28 protein-coding genes are annotated in these 24,885 nt (G+C 61.4%); 17 read left to right on the forward strand and 11 right to left on the reverse strand.

What is annotated here, in order from left to right:
- Positions 1-182: 182 nt before the first annotated feature.
- Complete coding sequence (mnmC, locus tag A9975_RS15715) at positions 183-2,207, reverse strand: bifunctional tRNA (5-methylaminomethyl-2-thiouridine)(34)-methyltransferase MnmD/FAD-dependent 5-carboxymethylaminomethyl-2-thiouridine(34) oxidoreductase MnmC (RefSeq protein ID WP_183033619.1); 2,025 nt, start codon at positions 2,205-2,207, stop codon at positions 183-185.
- A gap of 276 nt (positions 2,208-2,483) precedes the next feature.
- Between mnmC and A9975_RS15720 the strand changes: the two genes are divergently transcribed.
- The gene (locus A9975_RS15720) at positions 2,484-3,341 is read left to right on the forward strand and encodes a 23S rRNA (adenine(2030)-N(6))-methyltransferase RlmJ (RefSeq protein WP_183033621.1); all 858 of its coding nucleotides are present in this window, start codon (positions 2,484-2,486) and stop codon (positions 3,339-3,341) included.
- Between the two features lie 100 nt (positions 3,342-3,441).
- On the opposite strand, the gene A9975_RS15725 is transcribed toward A9975_RS15720, so the two are convergent.
- A complete protein-coding gene (locus A9975_RS15725; protein ID WP_150990531.1) occupies positions 3,442-3,693 on the reverse strand; it encodes a DUF1488 domain-containing protein in 252 nt (83 codons plus the stop codon).
- 335 nt (positions 3,694-4,028) lie between these two features.
- Between A9975_RS15725 and A9975_RS15730 the strand changes: the two genes are divergently transcribed.
- From A9975_RS15730 to A9975_RS15760, 7 genes are all read left to right on the forward strand, one after another.
- Positions 4,029-4,520 carry a hypothetical protein gene (locus tag A9975_RS15730; RefSeq protein ID WP_174424504.1) on the forward strand — a complete coding sequence of 164 codons (492 nt, stop codon included), beginning with the start codon at positions 4,029-4,031 and terminating at the stop codon, positions 4,518-4,520.
- A gap of 238 nt (positions 4,521-4,758) precedes the next feature.
- A complete protein-coding gene (dinB, locus tag A9975_RS15735) occupies positions 4,759-5,922 on the forward strand; it encodes a DNA polymerase IV (protein WP_183033623.1) in 1,164 nt (387 codons plus the stop codon).
- 98 nt (positions 5,923-6,020) lie between these two features.
- Positions 6,021-7,730: a sensor domain-containing diguanylate cyclase gene (locus tag A9975_RS15740; protein ID WP_255503251.1), complete on the forward strand. Its 1,710-nt coding sequence runs from the start codon at positions 6,021-6,023 to the stop codon at positions 7,728-7,730.
- A gap of 219 nt (positions 7,731-7,949) precedes the next feature.
- A complete protein-coding gene (locus A9975_RS15745) occupies positions 7,950-8,471 on the forward strand; it encodes a hypothetical protein (RefSeq protein ID WP_183033625.1) in 522 nt (173 codons plus the stop codon).
- A gap of 161 nt (positions 8,472-8,632) precedes the next feature.
- A complete protein-coding gene (locus A9975_RS15750) occupies positions 8,633-9,154 on the forward strand; it encodes a hypothetical protein (protein ID WP_183033627.1) in 522 nt (173 codons plus the stop codon).
- A 194-nt stretch (positions 9,155-9,348) separates the two neighbouring features.
- A complete protein-coding gene (locus tag A9975_RS15755) occupies positions 9,349-9,729 on the forward strand; it encodes a helix-turn-helix domain-containing protein (protein WP_183033629.1) in 381 nt (126 codons plus the stop codon).
- Between the two features lie 109 nt (positions 9,730-9,838).
- A complete protein-coding gene (locus A9975_RS15760) occupies positions 9,839-10,072 on the forward strand; it encodes a DUF2188 domain-containing protein (RefSeq protein ID WP_174424498.1) in 234 nt (77 codons plus the stop codon).
- A gap of 76 nt (positions 10,073-10,148) precedes the next feature.
- Here the strand turns inward: A9975_RS15760 and A9975_RS15765 are convergent, their stop codons facing one another.
- Complete coding sequence (locus A9975_RS15765) at positions 10,149-10,580, reverse strand: GNAT family N-acetyltransferase (RefSeq protein WP_183033631.1); 432 nt, start codon at positions 10,578-10,580, stop codon at positions 10,149-10,151.
- A 923-nt stretch (positions 10,581-11,503) separates the two neighbouring features.
- On the opposite strand from A9975_RS15765, the gene A9975_RS15770 reads away from it, so the two are divergent.
- Positions 11,504-12,256 carry a carbonic anhydrase family protein gene (locus A9975_RS15770; protein ID WP_183033633.1) on the forward strand — a complete coding sequence of 251 codons (753 nt, stop codon included), beginning with the start codon at positions 11,504-11,506 and terminating at the stop codon, positions 12,254-12,256.
- 150 nt (positions 12,257-12,406) lie between these two features.
- On the opposite strand, the gene A9975_RS15775 is transcribed toward A9975_RS15770, so the two are convergent.
- Together A9975_RS15775 and A9975_RS15780 are read right to left on the reverse strand one after the other, a co-directional pair.
- Positions 12,407-12,874, reverse strand: a complete 468-nt coding sequence (locus A9975_RS15775; RefSeq protein WP_183033635.1) for a MarR family winged helix-turn-helix transcriptional regulator — start codon at positions 12,872-12,874, stop codon at positions 12,407-12,409.
- A 14-nt stretch (positions 12,875-12,888) separates the two neighbouring features.
- Positions 12,889-13,662 carry an alpha/beta fold hydrolase gene (locus A9975_RS15780; RefSeq protein WP_183033637.1) on the reverse strand — a complete coding sequence of 258 codons (774 nt, stop codon included), beginning with the start codon at positions 13,660-13,662 and terminating at the stop codon, positions 12,889-12,891.
- A 316-nt stretch (positions 13,663-13,978) separates the two neighbouring features.
- Between A9975_RS15780 and A9975_RS15785 the strand changes: the two genes are divergently transcribed.
- Together A9975_RS15785 and A9975_RS15790 are read left to right on the forward strand one after the other, a co-directional pair.
- The gene (locus tag A9975_RS15785) at positions 13,979-14,341 is read left to right on the forward strand and encodes a hypothetical protein (RefSeq protein ID WP_183033639.1); all 363 of its coding nucleotides are present in this window, start codon (positions 13,979-13,981) and stop codon (positions 14,339-14,341) included.
- Positions 14,342-14,510: 169 nt separating this feature from the next.
- Positions 14,511-14,870 (forward strand): hypothetical protein, encoded by a 360-nt coding sequence (locus A9975_RS15790; RefSeq protein ID WP_183033641.1) that lies wholly within the window; start codon positions 14,511-14,513, stop codon positions 14,868-14,870.
- A 96-nt stretch (positions 14,871-14,966) separates the two neighbouring features.
- Here the strand turns inward: A9975_RS15790 and A9975_RS15795 are convergent, their stop codons facing one another.
- Entirely contained in the window at positions 14,967-15,386 is a 420-nt protein-coding gene (locus tag A9975_RS15795; RefSeq protein WP_183033643.1) for a hypothetical protein, read from the reverse strand.
- An 891-nt stretch (positions 15,387-16,277) separates the two neighbouring features.
- On the opposite strand from A9975_RS15795, the gene A9975_RS15800 reads away from it, so the two are divergent.
- The 5 genes from A9975_RS15800 (at position 16,278) to A9975_RS15825 (ending at position 20,634) form a co-directional block, all read left to right on the forward strand.
- On the forward strand, positions 16,278-16,649 hold the full coding sequence (locus A9975_RS15800) for an SOS response-associated peptidase family protein (protein WP_370564735.1): 372 nt from the start codon (positions 16,278-16,280) through the stop codon (positions 16,647-16,649).
- Positions 16,650-16,977: 328 nt separating this feature from the next.
- The gene (locus A9975_RS38115; protein WP_255503252.1) at positions 16,978-17,580 is read left to right on the forward strand and encodes a hypothetical protein; all 603 of its coding nucleotides are present in this window, start codon (positions 16,978-16,980) and stop codon (positions 17,578-17,580) included.
- Between the two features lie 419 nt (positions 17,581-17,999).
- Positions 18,000-18,662: an SOS response-associated peptidase gene (locus A9975_RS15815; protein WP_183033859.1), complete on the forward strand. Its 663-nt coding sequence runs from the start codon at positions 18,000-18,002 to the stop codon at positions 18,660-18,662.
- A 119-nt stretch (positions 18,663-18,781) separates the two neighbouring features.
- The gene (locus A9975_RS15820; protein ID WP_183033646.1) at positions 18,782-19,543 is read left to right on the forward strand and encodes a hypothetical protein; all 762 of its coding nucleotides are present in this window, start codon (positions 18,782-18,784) and stop codon (positions 19,541-19,543) included.
- Positions 19,544-19,689: 146 nt separating this feature from the next.
- On the forward strand, positions 19,690-20,634 hold the full coding sequence (locus tag A9975_RS15825; protein WP_183033648.1) for a DUF5677 domain-containing protein: 945 nt from the start codon (positions 19,690-19,692) through the stop codon (positions 20,632-20,634).
- Positions 20,635-20,786: 152 nt separating this feature from the next.
- Here the strand turns inward: A9975_RS15825 and A9975_RS15830 are convergent, their stop codons facing one another.
- Positions 20,787-21,068 carry an excalibur calcium-binding domain-containing protein gene (locus A9975_RS15830; protein ID WP_183033650.1) on the reverse strand — a complete coding sequence of 94 codons (282 nt, stop codon included), beginning with the start codon at positions 21,066-21,068 and terminating at the stop codon, positions 20,787-20,789.
- A 336-nt stretch (positions 21,069-21,404) separates the two neighbouring features.
- Between A9975_RS15830 and A9975_RS15835 the strand changes: the two genes are divergently transcribed.
- Positions 21,405-21,683, forward strand: a complete 279-nt coding sequence (locus A9975_RS15835; protein ID WP_183033652.1) for a hypothetical protein — start codon at positions 21,405-21,407, stop codon at positions 21,681-21,683.
- Between the two features lie 519 nt (positions 21,684-22,202).
- On the opposite strand, the gene A9975_RS15840 is transcribed toward A9975_RS15835, so the two are convergent.
- The 4 genes from A9975_RS15840 to A9975_RS15855 form a co-directional block, all read right to left on the reverse strand.
- Positions 22,203-23,402 (reverse strand): hypothetical protein, encoded by a 1,200-nt coding sequence (locus tag A9975_RS15840; RefSeq protein WP_183033654.1) that lies wholly within the window; start codon positions 23,400-23,402, stop codon positions 22,203-22,205.
- Positions 23,403-23,744: 342 nt separating this feature from the next.
- Positions 23,745-24,002, reverse strand: coding sequence for a hypothetical protein (locus tag A9975_RS15845; protein ID WP_183033655.1), 258 nt, complete (start codon positions 24,000-24,002; stop codon positions 23,745-23,747).
- Positions 23,999-24,418 carry a hypothetical protein gene (locus tag A9975_RS15850; protein ID WP_183033657.1) on the reverse strand — a complete coding sequence of 140 codons (420 nt, stop codon included), beginning with the start codon at positions 24,416-24,418 and terminating at the stop codon, positions 23,999-24,001. Before A9975_RS15850 ends, A9975_RS15845 begins: the two co-directional genes overlap by 4 nt.
- Positions 24,405-24,848 carry a hypothetical protein gene (locus A9975_RS15855; RefSeq protein ID WP_370564739.1) on the reverse strand — a complete coding sequence of 148 codons (444 nt, stop codon included), beginning with the start codon at positions 24,846-24,848 and terminating at the stop codon, positions 24,405-24,407. The genes A9975_RS15850 and A9975_RS15855 overlap by 14 nt, the downstream gene beginning before the upstream one ends.
- Positions 24,849-24,885: the final 37 nt, after the last annotated feature.

Consider the following 24,885-nt stretch of genomic DNA (forward strand, 5'->3'; position numbering starts at 1 on the left):
CACCCCGCTCGCGTGCCCGAGAAGACACAGGCAAAGCGACGGCTAATGCCGATACCCGGCACGCAAACCGCGTCGCACGCAGGACACGCGCAAAAATCGGCGTTTCCAGAGCATCCGGGCGCAGGTCCACGCAAACGGAAAACGGGCATTATCGCACGGTTTTCATTCGGTTCCGGCAGTTTTTACCCGGGAACCGGCTCGGCGGGCACATCGCCGCTTGCCACGGCCCCCTGCCGCAAGGCGCGCACCAGCAGGCGCGCCGGATCGATGGCCTCGGCCAGTTCGAGCTCGAGCGGCAATGGCTCGCCTTCGATCTGGCTGGCCAGCAATTCCGCCCCCAATGCGGCCCATGTGAGGCCGCGCGAGCCATATGCAAGTGCCGCGTAAAGCCCCGGCAGCCGAGGGATATCCCTTAGGCGTGCCCCGCTGAGCGCCGCGGCGTCCCGCGCCGCCTGGGCCTCATCGGCCACGCGCCCGATCAGCGGCAGGCGGTTGTGCGAGACGCTGCGCACGCCGACATACCCCCTGAGCATTGCCGGGTCCAGGCTGGCGGCCGTGCCGGCAAGCGCCGGCAGCAATGCGGCGAGCCGGGCCAGGTTCTCGGCGTGCACCGCGGGGCGCTCATCCAGCGCGCCAGACTCCTGCGCATCCGGCTCGTAGCTGGAACCGATGCGCGCGGTGCCGTCCGCGGCGCGCGGCAGCAGGTAGCCGGTGCCGGTGACCACGCAATCGGGCCATTCGCCAAGGCGTGCCAGCTCTGCCGGCGCCAGCGTGGTGAGCTGGCCGCGCACCCGGTCGATCGTCATATGGCGCAGCGCGAGCAAGCGCAGCGCTTCGTACGCGTTCGCCACGACCACCACCGGCGCCGCGGCCATGACCTTGCCCGCCTCGTCCATCGCCTGCCAGCCATCCGCCACACGCGCCAGCCGCGCAACGCGGTTGCCATAGCGCGCCGTGACCGCCGTCCCGGCCTGCGCCAGCTGCGCGCGGCAGATTTCGGGCGGCGGCGCCCAGCCGCCCTGCCCGAACCACAGCCCGCCATGGGGCACCGGCGCGCCATGCCGGCTGGCCGCTTCCTCGGCGCTCATCCACCGCGCGAACGCCTGCGGAAAACCCAGGGCGGCAAGAGCCGCCTGCTGGATATCCGCATCCTCCACGCCCGCACCGGTCTGCAGCACGCCGCAGCCCTGCCAGCCGGGCGCATGTCCCGCCGCCGCCAGCCCCGCCCAAGTCCGCAGGGCCTGCAGGTTGCCGGCGCGCGACAGGCGCGACAGGACGCTGTCATCCGAGGACAAGTGCGGATGCATGGCGGCGGCACGGTGGGCCGAGGTCAGCTGCGCCGGGCCGTCATGGGCATCGAACAAGGTCACGCGCCAGCCACGCGCGGCCAGCCGCTCCGTGACCGCGCAGCCGGCCAGGCCCGCGCCGATGACGATCGCGTGCCGCTCAGGCCACGCCGCGGCGGATGGCGGCGGCTGCCGCCGCGTGCCGCGCATGACAGGCAAGCGCGCCACGGTCATCGGTGGCTCCGAGCCATATCCGGGTGCAGAGCTGACCGCGAAGCCGGCGGCTTGCAAACCCCGCTGGAAGACGATGTCCGCCACGTGCGTGGCTAGCGTGGCTTCCGGGCGGGCCAGCCGGGCCAGCCGCTTCATCAACTGCGGCTGCCACATATCGGGATTGCGGGCAGGCGAAAAACCGTCCAGGTAAAACGCATCCGCGCCCAGCACCAGCCGCGGCAGCACGGCGTCGATATCGCCAAACGCCAGCGTCAGCACGACCGCCCCGCCCTCGAATTCCAGCCGGTGCAGGCCCGGCAGCGCCAGCGGCCATGCGGCCCTCAGCTCGGCGGCCAGCGGCTCGAGCGCCGCCTGCGCGCCAAGGCTGACATGCATCGCGGCAAGCCCCTCGCTCGTCAACGGATGCTTCTCGATCGACACAACGTGGAGCCGCCGGCAACGCTTGGGATCGTCTCGCCATGCCTGCCAGGTTGCCAGGAAGTTCAGCCCCAGCCCGAAACCGGCCTCCACAATCACGAACTGGTCGCGCCCACCCCAGGCCTGCGGCAAGCCGTTGCCGGCAAGGAAGACGTGACGGGCCCGCTCCAGGCTATCCTCGTTACCGTGATAGGCCTCGTCGTAGCGTGGCGAATATGGCAAGCCTGAGGCGGAAAAAGCGGGCTCGGCGAGATCTAGGCTGCGGGACATGGACAGGACAACAAGGTGACAAGGGCCGGGAGAATGGGAAATGCGCAGGACCATCAACGCGCAATGCATTGGAAGTGCGTTGGAAGTGCATCGGGACGGGAGGATGGCGCAGGAGCCGGCAATCGGCAATCGGCAATCCGCAAACGCCCGCCAGGCGCGCCCTCCGGCATGCCGCCGGGCCGCCCCAAAGCCGGGCGATGGTAGCATAGCGCCCTGTGCCGCCGGCCCCTCCAGGCCGGCACCCGCACGCCCTGCACGCCCTTTTCCCGCCTCGCCATGCTCAGCTACCGTCACGCCTTCCACGCCGGCAACCACGCCGATGTTCTCAAACACGCCATCGTGGTCCAGTTGCTGGAGCAGTTGAGCCAGAAAGACAAGCCCTTCTGGTACATCGACACGCACGCTGGCGCCGGGCTGTACGCGCTCGATCACGCCTACGCGCAGAAAAAGGGCGAGTTCGAGACCGGCATTGCCCGGCTGTGGCAGGCCGCCGCCGCCAAGCGGCCCATGCCGACGCTGGTCGAGGATTACCTGGAGCAGGTACGCACGCTGAACCCGGACGGCAACCTGAAGCACTACCCCGGCTCGCCCTGGCTCGCCTGGCAGATGCTGCGCGACGCGGACCGCCTGCGCCTGTTCGAGATGCATAGCACCGAAATCCAGGTGCTGCGCGACAACTTCCGTGGCGCCGGCCGCCGCGTCATGCTGTATGACGGCGACGGTTTCACCGGCATCAACGCCATCCTGCCCCCGCCGCCGCGCCGCGCGCTGGTGCTGATCGACCCCTCATATGAGGACAAGCAGGACTACGGCCGCGTGGTGCGCAGCCTGCAGGATTGCCTGCAGCGCTTTGCCACCGGCATGTATGCGATCTGGTATCCCGAAGTGCAGCGCCGCGTATCCGTGCAGTTGCCGGTGCAGTTGAAAAAGCTGCCGCTCAAGAACTGGCTGCACGTCACCCTGCGCGTCAAGCACCCGGTCGCCGGCGGGCTGGGCCTGCACGGCAGCGGCATGTTCATCGTCAACCCGCCGTGGCGCTTGAAGGAAACTCTGGAGGCAGCCATGCCCGCCCTGGTGACAATGCTGCGCCAGGACGACGGCGCCGGCTTCACGCTGGAAGCGCAGGAAAGCTGATCCTGGCGGCGGAACCCGCACCGCCGCCGCCTCGCACGGCAAAGGCATCGTGACGGGCGGACGCCCCTCACGATTGGATCCGCCAGCGATCGAGCCGCCGTCAGGCGATGGTGTACCTGTTCTGCCGGCTGCGGGAATAGAGCCCGCGTGCGAGTTCCAGGATGTGGTCGCGGTGGCGGTCGAATGCCTCCAGCACGGCAGGCTCGTCCGGACGCAGTTCGGGGCTGAGGTTGGAGAGTACCGCTCGGTCGACCTCGAAGGAGATCTCACGGGAACTGTCGTAGCCCCAAAAACATACGCAATGCCTGGATGGGTCGTAACTCCGGCTGGGATTGGGAAAATTAAGTGCCATCTCTGTATCCTAGTCCGATTCGGCCCCCTCTGTACGGTATAGAAGGCAGGACTGCCGTATTTGCGCCGGATTGGGCAGAGACCCCATCAGCAAGTCTGGAGAAGACCCCTTCTCACTGCCATATCGCTTACCGATGACCAGGTGTCGAGCCGCACAGACATGACACGACATAGGTGTTGGGAAAACCAGATCTAAGCATCTTCTACTTCGCCCGCGCGCGGCCAGACCGTACGATTCCCATCGCAACCACGGTGGCACGATCTCCGTGGTCCAGGACAGGACGGCAACCATAAAGCTGTCCGCCGGACATCAACACAAAAGGGTCAAGGGGTCTTATGAAAAGCTTGCGCGGAGCCAGCAACGGGTGGGCGCCGGATGTCGAAGTGACGGACAGGGGCATCTGGAAAAACACGATCGCCGCAGCCAGCCACGCGCTGGAAACCGTCGCCCTCATCGAGCACGGCGTTGGCATGACATTAAAGCTGCAGCGCAAGGTCCGCGCGCTGCGCGAGCGATTGCACGCCACGCAAACCGAACTGGACCGCTACCGCGACATGCACGCCGCCGCCATGGAGGCGTTGCGCCAGGCCGAGGTGACACCGCCCGAAGACACCGGCCGGCTGCGCGCCGAAAGTGAAGCCCTGCAGATGCGCCACCGTGCCTACAAGCTGCTGGTCGAGCACTATGCCCGGGCCGGCATTCCCATCGACCTGGCCGTCTTCGCCAGGCAGCGCCGCCAGGTCCTCCAGCACATCCTTTTCCAGCAGCGCCGCGGCGTCGCGCCGGCGCAGATCAGCGTCGACGATATCGCCTTCCTGCTCCGCTGATCCCATCGCCAGAGGGGAAAGAGATTCCGACGCACGTTGCGACAATCGCGAGCCAGCCGGATCCGCTTACACCGGCTGCGCTTTCAAAGGCCCGCGCAGTTCGCGGGCTTTTTTTTCGCGCCGGCAGGCATCGGCATGTCGGCTACCTACGCGCATCGCTGGTAGCGCGACCGGGACACAGCGGAATTGTCGGCAGAATTCGATATACTGTATATGCATACAGTAACCCGCCGACGCCATGTCATCTGCACCCCGCCGCATCGCCCACCTGGATATGGACGCGTTCTACGCGTCCGTCGAGCTATTGCGATATCCGGAGTTGCGCGGCAAGCCCGTGGTGATCGGTGGTGGACGAAATGCGGTACCCGAGATACTGCCCGACGGCAGCCGGCGCTTTGCCCGCCTGCGCAACTACGCCGGGCGCGGCGTCGTCACCACGTCCACCTACGAAGCCCGCGCGCTGGGCGTGTTCTCCGCCATGGGCATGATGAAGGCCGCGCAACTCGCCCCCGACGCCATCCTGCTGCCCACGGATTTCGACTCGTACCGGCACTACTCCCGCCTGTTCAAGGCTGCCGTCGCCACCTTCACCAGCGACATCGAAGACCGGGGCATCGACGAGATCTACATCGACCTGAGCGACGTGCCCGGCGAGCCCGCCGATATCGGCACCCGCATCAAGCAAGCGGTGCGCGAAGCCACGGGACTGAGCTGCTCCATCTGCATCGCCCCCAACAAGCTCCTCGCCAAGATCGGCTCCGAACTCGACAAACCCGACGGCCTCACCCTGCTGGCAGCCAGCGATGTGCCATTGCGCATCTGGCCGCTGCCCGTGCGCAAGGTCAACGGGATCGGCCCGAAGGCCACCGAGAAACTCGCCACGCTGGGCATCGCCACGGTCGGCGACCTCGCCAGCGCGGACCTGGGCATGCTGCAGAGCCATTTCGGCCGCAGCTACGCCGCCTGGCTGGCCGAGATTGCGCAAGGCCATGACGAACGCCCGGTGGTCACCAGTTCGGAGCCCAAGTCCATGAGCCGGGAAACCACCTTCGAGCGCGACCTGCACCCCAGGCAAGACCGCCAGACCCTCTCCGAAGTCTTTACCGGCCTGTGCCAGCGCGTGGCGGAAGACCTTCGCCGCAAGGGCTACGTGGGCCGCACCATCGGCGTCAAGCTGCGCTACGACGACTTTCACACCGTCACCCGCGACCTCAGCATGCCAGCCCCGACGGCGGACGCCGTACAACTGCGGCGCGCCGCCACCGAATGCGTCAAACGCGTTCCGCTGGATCGGAAGATCCGCTTGCTGGGCGTGAGGGTCAGCGCGCTGACGCCCGCGGGAGAACTGGAGCCGGCTTCGCTGCCGGTGCAGGGAGAGTTGCCTTTCGCCGACAACACTTAGCTGGCCCCGCCGCGAGCTGATCCGTCTGATAGTATTGGCGCAGCCGTGCATAACTTTGCAGCACCTGCGCACAATCAACACCTTCGGGCTAACGTCAATTGTCATCATTTGACCTGGATATGCGGGCCTCTACCGAAGCGGAAACCAGACACGAACGCATCGACACCTCAAGGTCGCTGAACCTGACAGTCGCCTTACAGCAAGAGCGGTTTGACGCGCTGACACGACTCGCGCGGCACCTCTTCAGGGTCCCGGTTGCGCTGGTTACGCTTGACGTGCTGCATGACGTGCATCCTGGCGACGCGCCCATCCTCATCGACGGCCTGCGCATGGGCTTTCACGCGGCGTGCCCTTTGACCACATCGAGCGGCAGCCGGCTTGGCGCCTTCTGCCTGTTCGATGCCGGATCACGCGAGCTGGACCAGGCGGAGCGCGGCCTCCTGCAAGACTTTGCCGACATGGCGGTCGCCATCATCGAGCGCGACCTGGCCCAAGGCAAACTGAACGACGACGCCAACAGGCTGGAGGAAAACGAAAAGCGGCTCGAACTGGCCATCGCGGGAAGCGGCACGGGGGTCTGGGACCGGGATATCCAGGCGGGCAGCATCCACTACTCGGCCGGCTGGAAAGCCATCATCGGCTATGAAGAATCCGAGATCACCAACCGGATCGAAGACAGCTATACCCGCGTCCATCCCGACGACCTCGCCTACGTCCAGGCCACCATACAAGCCCACTTCAACCAGGAAACGGAAAGCTACGCGGTAGATCACCGGATCCGTTGCAAGAACGGCAGCTATAAATGGATATCCAGCCGCGGCAAGGTAGTCAGCCGCAGCAGCAACGGCGAGCCGCTGCGCATGATCGGCACCACCACCGATATCACGGCCATCCAGGCACTCGCCGAAGAACTGCAGCAGACCGTCGACCTGGTCACCAGCCTGACCAACGAAGTCCCCGGCCTGGTATTCCAGCATCGCCTGCTGCCAACGGGCGAATCCTTCCTGCCCTACGCCAGCGCCGGCATCGCCGATATCTACGAGCTCACGCCGCAACAGGTAGCCGGCAGCACCAGCCCCATCCATACCGTCATTCACCCCGACGATCTGGAAGCCTACCGCGCCTCGCTTCACGCCTCCGCCGCGAGCCTGACGCCGTGGCACCTCGAGTACCGCGTCGAGCTGCCCAGGCAGGGGCTGCGCTGGCGGCAAGGCGACGCGCGTCCCCGGCGGCTCGACGACGGCAGCACGCTATGGCACGGATTTATCACAGACGTGACCGAGCGCAAGCGCATCGAGGGAGAATTGCAGGAATTTGCAACCATCGATTTCCTGACGCAGCTACCCAATCGCCGTCACTTCGTCGTGCGGATCGAACAGGAACTCGCCCGGATCCAGCGCACAGACAGCCGCCCTGCCGCCGTCCTGACGTTTGACCTCGACCACTTCAAAGCCATCAACGACACCTGGGGCCACGCCATGGGCGACCACGCCCTGCGGTGTTTCGCGGCGCTGCTGCGCGATGCACTGCAAAAGCACGATTTCGCCGGCCGCATCGGCGGCGAAGAATTTGCCGTGGTGCTCCCCGATGCGAGCCTTGAGACGGCGACACGATTTGCCAGGCGCATACAGCATCAGATCGCGGAAACCGCACTGCTTGACGGCAGCCAGATCGTCACGCTAACCGTCAGCGTCGGCATCGCCCTCATGCATGCCACCGATCCCAGCGCGGACCTGTCCCTGTTGCGCAGCGATGGGGCGCTCTACCGCGCCAAGGAACGCGGCCGCAACCGTATCGAGTGTTACTGACCCACGCCAGGCCGGTGACTGGCGAAGCGATACCTGATACCTCATAACAATGACGCACCGGCAAAATCCCCCGCACCCCGGCCAGCCTCTCACGCCATTCATCGATGGCCGGAAAACGTTCCCTGGCGCATATACCACCCATTAAATTACCAATTAGTCATTGAATTTGCAGTACCAACAGAAAATTTACCTTCAGGTAATGCACAGGTTTAATGGGCCATGGATATTCAAGACACGCGTGAACAGCGCCTAGCCCAGATCATGGCCGAACAGTTCGGCGGCTCCATAGCGCGCCTATCAGACCGGCTGGACCGTGACCCCTCATACTTCTCCCGCATATTCTCGGACACAGGTAAAGCCGGGAAAAAACGCATCGGCGAACATCTCGCTCGCGACATCGAAGCCAAGCTCGGCCTGCCGCGCCTGTGGCTGGACGGCGACGCACAAGACGCCGCCGCACCCCCGAAAGAAGAAACCCTGCCACCCGAGATTGCCGCCAGATTCGCCCGCCTGATCAATGGCTTGCGCAACGAAGACATCGACAGGATGCTCGCGGCCATCGAATTGATCACGCAGGTCGAAGCCGTGCAATCGGTGCGTAAATACAAGAAAAACACCAAAACTGCCCGCGTGCTGAAGACCGGCGGCAGAAGCACGGCATTCAAGCAAGCCAGCAACGCCGTTCACGAAAGCGGCACGCAGCCACCCGGCAAGCCACGCAAGAAAACGTCCGCAAGCTGAGATAAGCGCGACATCCGGCTTGCCGGATGTATCACCCCGCCCTGCGCGCTCCGCACGATCGTGTTGGGGCGCACCAATTACCCAATGAGCTTGCCTTTTTGATTACCTATGGGTAATCTCTGGCATCGACTTCCCTGAAGCTGCACGACCAAGGAAACGTCATGCTCATAGGACTCTGCGGGCGCCCGGACTCCGGCCAGGACCTCATCACGAACTACCTGGCCTGCGGGAACCGCGCCTTCCACGTCATCACTTTCGACGCGCCGCTGCGCCATATGATCCAGGCCTGTGCGGGCATCCATGAGACGTACTTCGGCCTGGCAAAATGCCACGACGTCATCCCGGCGCTCGGCAAGTCACCCGCCCAGCTGCTGCACACGCTTCGGGAATCCTGGATCCGTGCACCGATGGATCCGGATGTGTTGGTCAGGTACTTCGCGCAAACGCTGGCCCGGCACGACGGCCGGAATGTTGTGGTCCCCGATGTGTGCACACAAGCAGAGGCTGAGTTCATACAGGCGCGCGGTGGACGGTTGATCCGGGTCGTTTCGCGACGCGGGCTGGGGGCTGCCCCGTCGATCAAGCGTGCATGGATTGACCTGGAGCTGGAGGTCGAGGAGGAGTCGGATTGGCTGTATGCGGAAATTGATGCGATCGTGGGCGAGGACGTTCTGGCGGGTTGACGGGTTGCGACGCCGGCCAATGATCAAGGTTCGGCGCATCGAGCGCGACGGCAACCAGCAAACAATATTTGCACAATGGTTAGCTGCAATGGCTACCATGAAGATGCACACGATCGCATTCACCAGGCATTCGGCCCGGTGGCCCAAGCCACCCAGGGAGTGTCCGGGAATGCCCATCGAGGAGGTGCCTTGCCATGATCAATATTCAGTTCATCGAACGCGACGGCCGCCCCGAATTCGCGGTGGTACCTATTGAGTTGTGGGAGCGCATCAAGCACCGGGTCGAGGACCCAATTGATGTCACGCTGCCAGGCCACGCGAAGGCCCAGGACAACAGCTTTCGGATCCCCGCTGCCATCCTGGACGCCGAACTCGCCGGGGATAACCCGGTCAAGGCCTGGCGGGAATATCGCCGCATGACCCAGGATGCGCTGGCGACAGCGGCGGGCCTCAGCAAGCCCTACCTTAGCCAGATAGAGAACCGCAAACGCGATGGCAGCCCCGAGGTTTTCCAGAGCCTGGCGGCGGCGCTGCGCGTCCCGCTCGACGTATTGGTGGGACAGCCGGAAAAATAGCGCGACATCCGATGTCCAGGCGAAGCACCGGACACCTCCCGCTATCCCGCGATCCCGCGGACAGAACATCCCCTAAAACAGCAGTAGCGCACTGCTCAGAGAGACAACCATGGATTCGATACCGCAACGCAACGTACACGTCGTGCCGCATGGCGACGGGTGGGACATCATCCACGAAGGGGCGAAGGGTGAAAGAGCACACTTCCTCACCCAGGAAGAAGCGGTGGAAGCCGCGACGGTGATTGCACAGCGCGAGAAGGTGGAACTCCTGGTGCACGGCCAGGATGGCCAGATCCGTACGCGGAACAGCTACGGGCGAGACCCCAGGAGCATAAGGGGCTGATCATGTCCAGGTGGCTGGCGCCTGGCGTCCAGGACCCGGCGCGCCAGCCTGCCTCATGGAATAGCCACTAGCGGGATCAGAGCACTTTCTTCATCGAGGGGGCAGGATGGAGAACATAGCTCTCGCGCTCATAGAAAGGAATGGCCTCCGGCCGTGCGTCGAGAAACACCGCAGTCATGTCGCGCGCACGCGCGTCGGCTTCCGCATATGCCATCAGGGCGTGACCAGCGCCACTTCCGCGCGCTTGCACGTCGACCACAAGGTCATCGACGTGCAGGTGTGCCCCACGCGCCAACGTATGGACGGGCCGCATCCCCATCACACCGATCAGCTTGCTGCCTTGAAAGGCGCCAACCAGCTCGTAGCCAGAATGCGATTGCCGGCGCGCCCGGCGCAGGAACTCAGCCTCATCCAGCGAGCGCAATTGCGCGATGACAGGGAAAGCTTGCCCCCATTGCGCAGGGGAAAGCCTTCGGATATCCAGACTGGCGCTGCGATCTGCAGTCATCGTTTCATTCCTGACTCATTGCCGAAATCACGATTCTGGCACAGGCTTGCGAAGCCAGCAGCCAGCAGCCAACGTCCACTGCGAAGTCACCCGCTATCGCGTAAAGCCCTAGTCCCCTCTACGGCGGGGTACTGAAACTGCTGCGACGCACCACAATCAATAGCGGCGACAGATTGCCCCTTTGCCTTCTATCAAGGGTGTAGGCAACCACCTTGCCGCCCCCTTTTTCACCCAACCGGGATGCAGCATGAGAATGACTACGATTCTTGCTCTATTGTTGGTGCCGGGCGCAGTCCACGCCCAACTCACGGCATACAGAGCTTCCGGATCCGCTGGCTACGGTGGCTATGCCGCCGCCTCGCCGCAGCACGGCAGCACCGCCTACGGCTCAGCACAAAGTCAGAGCAATTCGCTCTCCGGCGTAAACGGCGCTATTACGCAGCGCTATAGCAATGCCACTTCAGGGCATCAGCGAGAGGATATGACCGCAGCGCAGACTGCGGGCGCTTCGCGGGACTACGGCGGCGGTGCAAGCAAAACTTCGTTGAATCCGTCGACAGCCCGCTCTCAGCCGGGCAAGTGATGGGAGCGACGCCGGCGTGCTGAGACCATGAGCGCCCCATTTTCCTGAGTACCAAAACGATACGCGGCCACGGCAAAAGGCTGCGGCAAACGCAAGCGGCATGTCCGCCCGGCTCTCGGGCACGTAGACCTGAAATGCCGTCACATCCCAGGACTTTCCGCGCGAGTTCGGCTTCCGCTTCTACGCAAACGAAGCGTTAGCGTCCACACTGACGATGCGAGGATCCCCCGTGGGACCAAAGTCCAATTGCCCGGGAACGTCACTGCAAATACTATGTGTGCACGACAGTTCCGCGATGCCGGCAACAATGATCGCCTTGCGGTTGTTTGCGGAGAATGAGATGCACAAGAAAACTGACTGTTGTCCGGCGGCGTCCTCCAACGGCGTTGGAAGACGTACCGTGCTGAAGACTGCGCTTGGCATCGCAGCCGCTGGGCTGGCGGGAAGCATGGGCGGCGCTGAATCAGCCTACGCGGCAGCGCTATCGAAGTCTGAGCGAGACAAATTGACGCCAGACCAGATTATCGAGAGCCTTAAGCAAGGAAATAGACGTTTCCGTTTGGGGAAGATGCTGCCCCACGATTATCTGGCGCAAAAAAGAGAGACTGCCGGCGGGCAGTATCCAGCGGCGGTGATCTTGAGTTGCATTGACTCCCGGGCCCCGGCCGAGATCATCCTTGATGCGAGAATTGGAGACACTTTTAACGCGCGTATCGCGGGCAATATCGCCAATGAGGATCTCATTGGAAGCCTGGAGTTCGCCTGCGCGGCGGCCGGCGCTAAAGTGATCTTGGTGATGGGGCACACAGGATGCGGAGCAATCAAGGGCGCGATTGATCATGTCGAACTGGGAAGCCTGACCGGTCTCCTGGCCAAGATCAGACCCGCTGTGGATGCAACGCAGTACTCCGGCGACAGAAGCAGCAAGAATGCTGAATTTGTCGATGCGGTGGCAACAACCAATGTTCGGCGCACGATCGACGCCATACGAAACGGAAGTAACGTGCTGGCGCCGATGGAGAAGGATGGAACAATAAAAATTGTCGGAGCGATGTACCACTTGAACGGTGGAGTTGTCGAATTCCTCGTCTGAAAGCGAGACGTGGTGCGTGGAAATCCGACAGGTAGCCGGGGCATTGAATCAAGAAGCGCGATTCAATGCCGGACGCGTTTCTCCTTGGCAGGTTCAAGGGTGTCGAGGAAGGTGCGCATCGACGTTTTGCCATAGCCCCAGCGCCCTCGCTTATATCTCGCCCGGGCTAATTCGTGTCGCCTCGACACATGAGGTGATGGCTTCGATCATTGTTCTGCACTGGATGAGCTGCTCAGCGCTGAATGTCTGACTGACCGCATTCGCCCAGGCAGCTTGACGCGTTGCCAATAGCGCCACAGCGGAATGGCCTGCGGGGGTTGGGGCAAGCAATTTGGCGGATTTATGTGATGGATTGTCGAGGAACATCGCTAGACCCTCGCCTACCAAGACGTCTGCCAGACGCTGCACACTTTGCCGGGTCAGCCCCATGAAACGCCCAATCTCCGCGACAGTGCGGTGTTCATGGAGCACGGCTCCGAGAACGCGCCATCGGGCCGCCGTCAATCCCGCTGGCGCAGCGATCTGTTCGGCTGCTGCCATGAAACCGCCTTCGAGACGGAACACCTTCAGCACGATATCCGTCAGAATCACGCCCGTTTCGGTTTTATCGACACGCATTTCCGAGCTCCTTCCTATTGGATGCCCGCGATGAAGCGCAGGATTTCTCGCTCGACGCGATCGGGCTGGTCGAGCTGTATCCAGTGCCCGGTGTCGGCCACCACGGCATGCGGCAACGCCGGCCGCAGCGCATGAAGCGCACTCGGCTTGTCGTTCGCGCTGCTGACCAGGAGAAAAATGGGGCCTTTCCATGCATCGAGCGCAGCGTCGGGATTCCAGTTTGCGAACGCGGCCGCAAATCCCAGCCGTGCTGCCGGGTCGACCGCAGCACAGTCTTCCAGCACTCTGGCCTTTACCTGTGGGTTGGTGCCCGCGATCGTGGCATAGAACCCCTGCTGCACATCAAGGCTCGCAGCCCCATTCAGGGCCTCTAGAAATCCGGCGCGAATATCAGCAGGAAGCGCCCGTGGATCCGTCGCAGGATCAAGCAGGAACAGCCCCGCCACCCGGCCCGCGTGCCTGGCAGCATATTCCAAGGCAGCCGCGCCACTGCCGCTGTGTGCCACGATAATGAACCGATCAAGTTTCAAGGACGCGGCGGCATCGACAATGTCCTGTGCTCGCCCCGCATAGGAATAATCACCATCCGCAGCAGGGGCACTATCTCCGCTTCCCCGTGAATCAAGCGCATACACCCGCCTGCATCGCCCGATGCGTTTGAGCATCTCCGACCACTGGCTTGCCCTCCCTGAGTCCGCATGCAGGAACAGCACGGGCAGATCGCTGCCGTTGCCCGCTTCAAGCAGCGCAAGCTTGCCCTGAGTTCCAGCGATTGCTGCCTGCTTCATCGTGATCTCCTGTATCGATTCCGCGGCTTTCGCGGAGAAGTGGGTAAACCGTCAGCAACTGTGATCAGCTGTGCAATAGACAGCGTCAATCACTGACGCGGGCACATCACCAAAGCGCCGAGCCACCCATCAATTTGACAGGATGCTGTCATTTTGACCAATTTGACAGCATCCTGTCAAATTCGAAGAATATCTGACGATCGCAAAGGGGTCGCAGCGCCAAGAAACTGTATATCCATACAGTTAACTCAACTATCCACGCTTGGCTTACAGCGGCTCTTATACTGGATATCCATACAGTATAAATGAGAAAGACATGTTCGCCTGCGATCTGGAAACCGTCTTCCTGTACCGCCGCGCAGCCGATGCGGTCGCCGTGCCCTTTCCTTGCGCGCACATCACGGTGGACGATCCGCTGCTGATCGCCGACACGTGGAATCCTGAGGCAGAAGCGGCAGCGCAGGCCAGCAGCGCCACGCTTACCCTGAACGGCATCGACACGGCAGCAATCATGGCACTGCCGTGGACAATCGACCGCCTGGCATTCAATTACAAGGGCGCCTGGCTAGGCTTCCAGCTTGCCTACAGCATCCAGTTCACAGGTCCTCGCTCGATTTGCCTGCGCACCCGCGGCGAGCGCCACTATGCCACCCGCCAGGAGACGGCATGTTCCCCGTGACCTGCTAGGCGGCATCGCTCTTCCTGGAAACCCGGTTCCTGCCCGACGGCGAGGACGCCGCTGCGCGCACGGATCCCGCGGCGGTGAAGTAGCCTTACCGTCTGCCGCCATGCCACCCGATGCACCAGAGAAATGGGCCCGGGCGCTACGCCACGCCGTTCGCGGCGGCATGCCGGATCCCTACGGCAAGATCTATCGCATGCAGTTCTACATCCTCGGCCGCAACGGCGAGCCGGTGAAGGAGTCGCGCATGCAGACGCACCAGGAATTCCTGAGGGGCAGGTTCAAGCGGTTCGTCCTGCGCACCGACCTGATCGAGCAGAGCGCCCGCGTCTGGACCTGCTTTTGCCCATGGTCGGAAATGATGGAGGCGCCGGTCTTCCTGACCCACCTGAACGCACCCGGCGTCGACAAGATTTTCACCTCGTCAACGTGGCAAGATGCGCAGGACAAACATCGGCGCGTCTCGGACAAGGCGCGGCGGGTGCTGCCGCTCACGCCCTTGCCAGGCGATGAGGCTGCGCACTAATTACGCTCAGGCGCAACGCCAGTTGCTGCGCGATGCCTTCGGCGCCGAGCCGCCTGCGGTGGCGCTCTTCGGCTCGCCATGCCTTTGCCGCATTTACTAGTATCTGCAGTTGGTAACCGGCCCAGGGTTGATGCATCGGATCTGATTGCCGTCTTGTGGCGTCAGTGGCGCAGCTTGCGGCGCCACGTATTGCGGCATTTGACGCCATGCGTTCTGCTGTTGCTGCATCTGCTGGTTTTGCTGCAGCAATTGCGCATTAAGCTGCTGCATTTGCTGGACCACCATCTGCTGATTGAACTGATACATCTGCAGCTGCTGATCGGTCATTGCATCCCTGTATCCGGTTGCCTGACCGTCCGAGTTAAAGCACATGATTCGGCTTGGCGAAAGGACCCTGTATCGCTCGCATGTCGAATCGCCCGCCATGTAATATCTTCCGTTCACGAAGTTCGGCGCCGCCGAGCTTGCGCAGCCGGCGACTGTCACCGCCAAAAAAAGCGTTGCAATTATTTTCATGGGTTGTTTCTTGAGCCCGTATTGCGACGCGCATTCGTCATGCATCGTCCAAAACGATCGCGATTTTCGCAATCGTTGACGCGTCATGCAAGCGGTATTGCGGGCAGCTGACTACCGGCGGTCCCCCTCGGACATCATGATCTGCCCCACGAGTAGCGGACAGGCATTCGCCCATGAACCGCTTCCACGCATTCAACATCCGGGCCAAGATCATCGCGCAGCCAACACCGCCTATCGCATCAGGCCTGGCGCGCAGCTTCAGCGCACTCAGCGCTCACAAGCTTGGTCACGACCCTTGCCGGCACAGGCGCTGTGGGCGCCCAGGATGGGCCCGTCACGTCGGCAACCTGTTCCAGCCCGACGAGCGTGGCGGTTTGGCGGCAACGGCGTGGTCTATGTCGCGGATTCAAGAAACAACAAGATCCGTAAGCTCGCGCCAACTCCGTAAACCGTGCCGGATTGCTGGGCGACAGTGCCGCCAGCGGCGGCCCGGAAGGTTGTTTCGCCCACTACGCCGAAAAAATGAAGAAACCAGCACATGGCTGACTTTGACTGAATTTAAGGACATCTTGTCACCTGACTTTTACAAATTAAATTTATTGCATATCAGATATTAATTTGATTTAATTCGCGCCGCACGGTATCTGCTGTGCCCCTTTGCGCTCCTGCTTCTGCGCAAGACCGGCAAAGATCTCCCGTCTCGGCCGGTCTTCTTTTTATGCCCGCATCCGATACGGCGTGCCCCAGCGCTGGTGTGACGCACGATGCTGGCCAGCGTTGGCGCTGATTGCCTTTGGCATTCACTTACACCATCCACTCTTGCCTGTGACCAGGCACACCCCAACCAGCTGCAACGAGCATACGGCGGCAGTTGTCACGCATCCACCCGCCGTGGCCAAGCTCGACACCACCAACGCGCGATCTGAGACGGTTGGCGAGAAGCGGTCGTTCTCAGGCCCCTGGAAGTCGGGCCAGTTCTTCCTGGTGCCCACCACCAGTTTCTACGAACCCAACTACGAGAGCGGGCCAAAGTCGGTGCGCTGGAAGATCTGGCTGAAGGACGAGGACAAGTTTGCTATCGCAGGCCTGTGGCGTGCTTGGCAGGGAGAGGCCGGCGGCGAGGTGTTCAGCCGCGCCATGCTGACGATCAACTCGGACAAGCATCCACTGATGAGCCGCTTCCATGCCCCGGGGCAAGGAAAAGCGGATGCCGAGACGCGCAAAACCCTAGAAACCCTTGTGGGGCTTAGGTTTGCGGCATGATTTGGTGTGGATTTGGGTAGTACGGAAAGAGGACTTTGGTGCGAGGGAGGGGACCCCATTCTACTATGAAATCAATCACTTAGATTGCTTTCGGGGCCGTTCTGGGGCCGGGCGCACTTCCAACCTATCGGGACTCGAACTGGCAACCGAAGGCGGTATCGAACCCGTGAGAGTCGCCAGTATAGCCCCTTCGGGTGCCGTGACTCATGCGCCCCGCGTCGCTTGGACGCTGGCGATACTGTATATCCGTACAGTTAACTCAACTATCGGCGCTTGGCTTAGGACGACTCCTATACTGGACATCCATACAGTATCCAGTGAGAGAGACATGTTTACCTGCACCCCCGATACCGTCTACCTGTATAGCCAAGCGCCCGCAGTGGCGCGTCTTGCGATTCGCTGCGCGGCCCTGACAGTAGATGACCCGTTGCTGACGGCGGATACCTGGAACCCAGAGGTCGAGGCTGCCGCACAAGCCGCCGGCGCCACCCTGCACCTGGTGGGCGTCGATGCGGCGGCCATCCAGGCGCTGCCGTGGACCATTGACCGCCTGGCGTTCGAACACGACGGTGCGCGCATCAGCTTCTGCCTGGCGGATCGCGTCGACTTCCCGGGCCCTGCGCACCCGCGGCGAACGCCACTACGCCACCCGGCAGGAGACGGCATGTTCCCTGTGACCTACCAGGCGGCATCGATCTTCCTGGAAACCCAGTTCCTGCCCGGCGACACGGCCGAGCTGCGCCTCGACTGCGAAGGCGTCACGGTTTCCGCCAGCGCCGTCACCGTGCACGGCATCGAGACACGCCACATCGAGAAGATGGTGTGGACGGCCGACTACCTGTCTTTCGAGCAGGACGGCCAGCACCACCGGATCAAGGTTGCTCGGCCGGCGGTGAAGACGCCGCTGCGCGCGCGGTTCCCGCGCCGCTGACTAGCAGCAGCCGCCTCGCCATGCCACCCAACACCCCAGAGAATTGGGTACGCGCGCTACGCCACGCCGTTCGCGGCGGCACGCCGGATGCCTTTGGCGATCCATTCAGCATGCAGCTGTACGTCCTGGACCCTCACGGCCAGCCAGTCCACACGCTGGACGGCAACGCGCATCATGAATTTCTGAGGGGCTGGTTCAAACGCTTCGTGCTGCGCACTGACCTTCCCGAGCAGGATGCCCGCGTCTGGACATGTTTCTGCCCATGGTCGGACAAGATGAACGACAAGCCTCTTTTTCTTACCCACCTGTCCGCGAGCGGCATCGACAAGATCTTCACCTCGGCGACGTGGACAAGCACCGGCGCGTCTCGGAGAAGGCGCGGCGGGTGTTGCCGCTCACGCCCTTGCCAGGAGATGAGGATGTGCACTAACTACGCCCCGGTGCAGCGCCAGCTGCTGCGCGATGTCTTTGGCGTCGAGCCGCCGCCGCTCGACTACCCGCCTGAGACTTGGCCGGACTATGCCGCGCCGATCATTGTGTCCGGTGCCGACGGAACCCGCCAGGCGCTGGTGGGCACGTTCGGCATGGTACCCAAGGCGCGCATCCCGCCGGGCGTGGCCAAGTTCGACACGACGAACGCCAGATCGGAAACGGTTGGTGAGAAGCGGTCATTTTCCGGCCCCTGGAAGAAGGGCCAGCTCTGTCTGGTGCCGGCCAGCAGCTTCTACGAGCCGTTCTATGCGGAGGGGCAAGCGAAGTCGGTGCGCTGGCGGATCTGGCTGAAGGACGAGCCCGAGTTCGCCATCGCGGGCCTGTGGCGGGATTGGCCGGATGGCGCGTTCTCGTTCACCATGCTGACCATCAACTCGGACAAGCACCCGCTGATGAACCGGTTCCACGCCCCGGGCAAGGAAAAACGGATGATCGTCATCGTGCCGCGGGCGGAGTGGGATGACTGGCTGACTTGCCGGGATCCAGAGCGGGCCCGCAGCTTCATGCGGCCCTACCCGCCCGAATTAATGGACGCCGCGCCGGCACCGCGCGCATCTGCAACAAAAATGCGCTTTGAGGAAAAACTGTGAAGCACCTCACGAGGATAACGAGATAGTTCCGCCCCCCACTTCCGAAGGGAGTGGGATTGCAAGCTAGAACGATACGCTATCGGCTTTCGGCCAGGTCAATTCGAACAAAAGGCAGCTCAATGTCAGGAAGTAAAGAAAAAGAGAATAGTGCGGCAAGACTGCTTCGAATCTTCACCAGTGCTAACCAAGTACCGAACTCAAACGGCACCGGTACCACAGCTTGGTGCCAGATATTTCAGATTACGGAGGCTGAAGAGCGCCGGAAAGAACGAAAAGTCGCGATGCACCTCGATGCGCTTCACAAGGAAATCGAACTGACCGCTACAGCCCTCGATAATATGGGGGTTCCTCAGCATCTACACGAATCGACGCTGCACGTGCTGACGGAGGCCATATCTCCTGCGAAGCTGCGGAACATCTGGACCCTGGGTGTCGGGCAGCACGATATCGTCTGCCTCCGTTTTCTAGCACACATCCTGGATGACGAGGAAGAACTTATTGCCGCGGCAGAGATTGCGGACCTACTCCAAACGGTTGTCGATCTTCGAACTCAAGTTGCAAAAGCGGACCTGCCCACGGTCCTGAGAGACTTCCTCATGAAACACCTTGAGGCGATGGAACAAGCGCTGGAACTCTATCCGGTGACCGGTCTCGCACCTGTTGCTGATGCAGTAGAAGGCCTTGGCGGCAATGCCATCCTACGCGAAAAGCAACTTGACGAGGCAATGACAAAGACCAGTAGTGAACAAAAATCTTTGGTCGCAAAGATCGGAAAGCTTGCTTCGACGGTGACCGAGGTTGTGAAGGCAGCAGACACTACATCCAAGTTTGCGGGCTATGTGCTAGAACACGTACCGAAGCTACTAGCGCTTACGCATTAGGTGCCAGCGTAGCGCGGGAGAGGCCGCCTATCCGATCTGCCGGGATCCCGGACGGGCGCGCACCTTCATGAGGCCTTACCCGGCGAGTTGATGGACGCTGCGCCGGCGCCGCGCGCGCCGGCACTGAAACCCCTTGTGAAAGCCTGATGCCAATCGAAACTCCCCACGCCAAACTCCTTGACCGGCAGCACTCCGGTGACGCAGTGCGTACGCATTTTGCGAAGCACCTGAGCGTACTGGAAGACATGTCGAACTATGGATCAAATCTCGTCATACGGGCTTATTCGAGCAGTTCCAAAGACATGGCTGCCGCTGTCACATGCTCGGTACTACTAAAGCAGGTTGTGGCTATGCTCGACGCAACCCACGTCCTACTGACCTCAGGCTCATCAAAGCCGGCACAACTTACGGTGCGAGCGGGCTTTGAGGCCTCCTTGTATCTGCAGTGGATTTTGGCTTCAGATTCGGAAAAGAAGGCGGCACTTTACTATGTAGCTGATCTCCGGGAAGCACGGCGATGGGCGGTACGAGCCACCATACCGCCTTCATCCGGGGATCTTTCAAGCCTGCTGCCAGAGCTAGCGACGTCCCTGACCACGCTTTCCGCCGAGCAACAATCCGGCGCAGCAACTCAGATCGCGGACATCGATAGGGTGCTGGCGCAGCCCAGCCTTTCGCCATATAACGATCTTTTCGACGCGGGTCGCAAGAAGCGAAAGTATGACCCGCACTGGTATGAGCTTGCAGGTGTTAAAACAATCAGAGACATTGCGGTGCAAGTTCAACGAGTGTCGGAATACTCGATGTTCTATTCGCGAGGGTCCGCAATCACCCACTCGCAGTCATATCGCGATCACATCAGATTTTCTGGTGCGACTTTACACATGCTCCCGATTCGCGACGTTGGCGACGTCCATGCTGTCCTGCGATCCGCCTTCCTAGTAGCGTTTCAATCATTCGAAACGACCATAAGATTTTATCGAGCTGCCGAGCTTGGCGCCTTCGCTCGAAAATACCGCGACGACTGGCGACAGGAGTTCCTTAATATTCCCACCTTGGTAATGTCGACTTCCACCGGGGAAACCATCTAACCTACTGCCATCAGCGCCACCGAGCCCGCACCTCGTTCTCCAGATCCGCCAGCCGCTTGCCCTACTCGACTGCGCGCTCACTGACACGCCCCCACCACCGCCCTCGGCCGGACCTCATACCCGGCGCGCAGCGCCAGCTCGGCTAGCGCCATCTACGAACACTGCAATGGTGGCACTTCGCACGGGATGCCATCGTGGTCGCCGTCAATCTTCACGCCAGGGCAATTGCGCAGGTAAAAACGAGCTTCGTCGCATGAAGTCATTTGGCTGCAGTGCTGCTTCCCCTGGCATTGAAAGACTGGCGAAGCTGCAGGAGGAGCGGTCGCTTCAATCATGGGCTCTGCAGGTCGAGCAGCTTGCTCAGCCTTGGGCGATTGCTTGAAATAGAACCAGGCGGCAGCCGCCGCGACGCCGAGCAATAGAAGCTTGTTCATGTGACCCCTCGTTATCCCCGAAGGATGCCACAGCAAGCCACCCAGAGGTAACCTGCATGGCCGCCTCCCCTGCTCTGCGATGCCTCCCTTCATCGCCAGGGCACCACCATTGCCGCAACGCAGCACAATCAATAGCAACGACAGATTGCCCCCGCTATCACTCTTCAAGTTCCACGTGCCTGTCAAAGCTCCAGAAGCCCCTCCTGCGAGGGGCTTCTCCTCTTGGGGCCCATCAGGTTACATCGTCAAACGCTCCGATAGCGAGCGTGTCGGCCAGCGTCCTCACCAATCCTCTGGAGCAAAGAGGATTACTCACAAACCTAAGGAGTGCACCAAATGGCTGTATTTGTAATGCTCACTGTTGACCTTAACCGCGGCGTCACCGAAGAGGCGCGAGACAAGTTCAACGAGGCTCTGAAGCAAGAGCAATGGACCAAACTGACGCTGACTACCACTTGGTATGCAAAATTTAAAGAAGGAGTAACGGAAGCCGGCGCTCTCGATACCACCAAGGTTGACGTCACGAATGCTGCGTCGCACGCTGGCATCACAAACTACGAGGTAGCAGCTATACCAAGCACCAGCATGCCTACCATCTGGAATCACCTACGCTAACACATCCCACGGTCGTGCGGAGTCGGCGACCGCCGCCAGTACTAACACCGGTAGCGGTCGCCCTGTCTTTACTGCTGCGCCTGGTTCAGCGTGTCGCGGACGGCGTTGCAAGCGTCGATGCAGGCATTGGCGTCGCGGATCCCGCGGTCGCCATCGCGGGCGATGGCGTCGAGAGCTGCTGCAGCCTCTGGAGCAAGTTCGGCTCGCGCTTCACCAGCCCCGCCGGCAGCGCCGGGAGCTGTGGCGGCGCCTATCAGGCCGGCGTGCGGTCCCGGGACTGGGTGAAAGTCAAGCGGGCAAGTGCCGCGCCGCTTGAGCGCTTCCTCAGTTCATCATTAAGAAGTCGACGCCGCGGATACTCCACGGCGCCGACGAGTGCCATATCTGCTCTTAGGCACTGGTGGTGTGCCCTTGAGCCGCTCGAAAATGGGCTCCAAACGATACAGCGACAATCCTTTGCGTGAAAACTACGGCGGCGCGGCCAACGCCTTGTTGGCGAGTCCGGCCGCCGGGTCAATTTTACTGCCCTACGAATCGTGGCTTTTTAATTCTGTATATATTATTAAAAAGATACGGCCCAATCTCGAAAGTCTTGTAATACTCCCATCCCGTAATCTGCCCAGTGAGCTCTTCCAAAAGCACCCATGAAGTAAAATCCGGCCCTTGCGCCAACCAAACGCCGGTTCTGATGCAAGGATCACCTTCATTACTGTTTATCCAAAACAGATTTCCCTCGGATGTCACACTAATACCGGCACCGCTCCCTCCCCAGTAAGAAGCCTGGGTACACCCAGGTATAGTAGGAGCAGTTTTTCTGGAGTTCGGCCAAATCAATCCCTCTGTAGTGGAATTAAGTATTCCGGGTGAACCACTTAGATTGGCCTTATCGAATGCCATTACAACGGGCGGCGCAAATAATCCACTCGGATTCGATCCATCGCCTTCGAGAAGCACCCATCCTGGCAAGCCATTAACCTGAGGCGGGAATGCAAGGTCAATACCATATCGATTGCCTGATACACGTACAAACGACCCCCCGCTTCCCGAACTAGAAGAATGCCAGAGTCCTGCATCTGCATAGCCACCATCGCCTATGCTTACCCAAATCGAGCTAATATTTGAGGGATCAGCACCAATGGCGTGTACATGGCGACCATTCGTTGCCAAGACCTCCGACCATGAGGTTCCGCAGTTTGGAGAAGAATAGACATGCGCACCGACCCCAGGATTATTTGTATCTCCGTTGTAGTTTCCATAATAAAGATACAGCCCATTTGAAGCCAAACTATCGGGGCGACCAGTGGTATTTGCGGGAACATTTGGAACGGAAACGTCAGCCCAACTCGACCAAGCATTCAGCTGGTTTCTATATATCTTCCCATTATTTGTTATTATGAACTGCATATTGCACTGAAACACCATCTGGATAACGCTCCCAGCGTTACCCAACGCCTGACTAGACGAAACCCCAGTATTAACCCAAGTATTTCCCTGGTCGTTACTATACAAAAAATTATCGTACCCCGGCACCGTACCGCTCTGCCCAAACTGAAGCCCATATACGACCCCATTATAGACTCCGATAACCTTAGCACCTGCAAACGTTCTTTGATATGGATAAGATGGATTTAGTTTCCCTGCCGCGCCCTGCGCATACGCGGCAGAGATCAAGGCAAACACCGCAAAAAGACACGACAGAAATTCTTTTATTCTTTTCATTTTTATTCCCTCTGTGGTTGCTCTGAAAAAATTGAAGGTCCCACCGGCACATATCCAACATCACAAGCAACTCGCATCGCAAAATCTGCGTTGCCAACCGAGGCTAATCCATTTGTACAGTTTTCACCTTGTGGATTGGAGACGCGGAGCTGCGAGTCCTAATGGCAAGCCGCCGCAGCCGCGTTCAGCCTGACCTCATACCCAACGCGCACTGTCTCTTCCTGGCGGGATAAATTTAAGGAATTTTTTACAGGCAAGGCGCTAGGATTTCGACTCAGGGCGAGGCTCCTACCTGGCCCCTTGGTGACCCTCGCCACCGCCCCGTATGTGGGCGGTGCTTTTTTATTGGCATGCGGCCACCGCCGCCTTCAACCGGAGCTCATACCCGGCGCGCAGCAGCAGCTCAGCCAGCGCGGCCTGGAAGAACTCGAAGTCGCTGGCGGCCGCCGGCACCTTCGCCAACGGCCAGTCCGGCTCGGAGATCTCAGCGGTCTTGCACGGCACGGCCACCGGCACCCTCACCTCCACCGGTTTCTCGATCACTTGCGGCGCGGCGGCGCAGCCGGCCAGCACCAGGCACAACATCAGCGCGCGGATCATGGGCGCTCCTTCACAAAGGTCTGCCGCAAACCGTGCAGCGATGCGCATTGGTCCGAGCTTGGCACCTGCGCCTGGATCTTGCTGGCCAGCAGCGTGTACTTGGACTGGGCCGCCTGCGCGTCGGCGTCGGCCTTCGCCGCGGCATAGGCGCGAATCTTAGCCTGCGCCTCGAGTGCGACCACCGCGGCGTTCTGGGTGGTCAGAGATCCGGCCAGTGCCTGGTTGTCGCCCTTGGCCTTGACCAGGTCGGCCCGGGCCTGCACCAGCTCAGCGCGCGCCGAATCCCGCTCCCCGCGATAGACCCAGACCGAGCCGCCGGCCAGCGCCAGCACCACCAGCACCGCAGCAAAGAAGATCCGTTCAGGCGTGGCGAAGACGGCTTTGATGGCCGCCCCGATCGCATCAAGAATCAGCATGGTGAATCACCTCCGTGGGCGTGAATTGATACCCTTCCCGAGCGTACTTCTGGGCGATCCAGAGCGGGAATGGCATGTCGTGGATGCCCTCGTCCTTGCCGGTGTGGTGGGCCTTGCAGAGCAGCAGCCCGTTGACCGTCATGTCGTCCACGAAGGTGTAGGGGTCGGCCGGGTCGAAGTGGTCCCAATCGAACGCGGCGGCATGCGGGCCCAGCGCGCCGGCGCGCGCGAATTCGGCCACGCTGGCCCAGTCGATCATGTTGGCCAGCGAGCGCTCGATGGGATGGTGGTGGGCTTCGAGCGGATGGCCGCTCTCTTCCGCCGTCTCGCCGCAGATGAAGCAGCGCCCGCCCTCGCGCTCGATCAGCGCCTTCTTGGAGTGCAGGAACAGCGGCGTGGTAGTGCGCGCCTCGTGCCCGGGCAGCAGCACGTCGACGGCCAGGGTCTCTTTCTTCTTCGTGGGTATC

The organism is Cupriavidus sp. UME77 (assembly GCF_014170355.1).
Lineage (GTDB): Bacteria > Pseudomonadota > Gammaproteobacteria > Burkholderiales > Burkholderiaceae > Cupriavidus > Cupriavidus basilensis.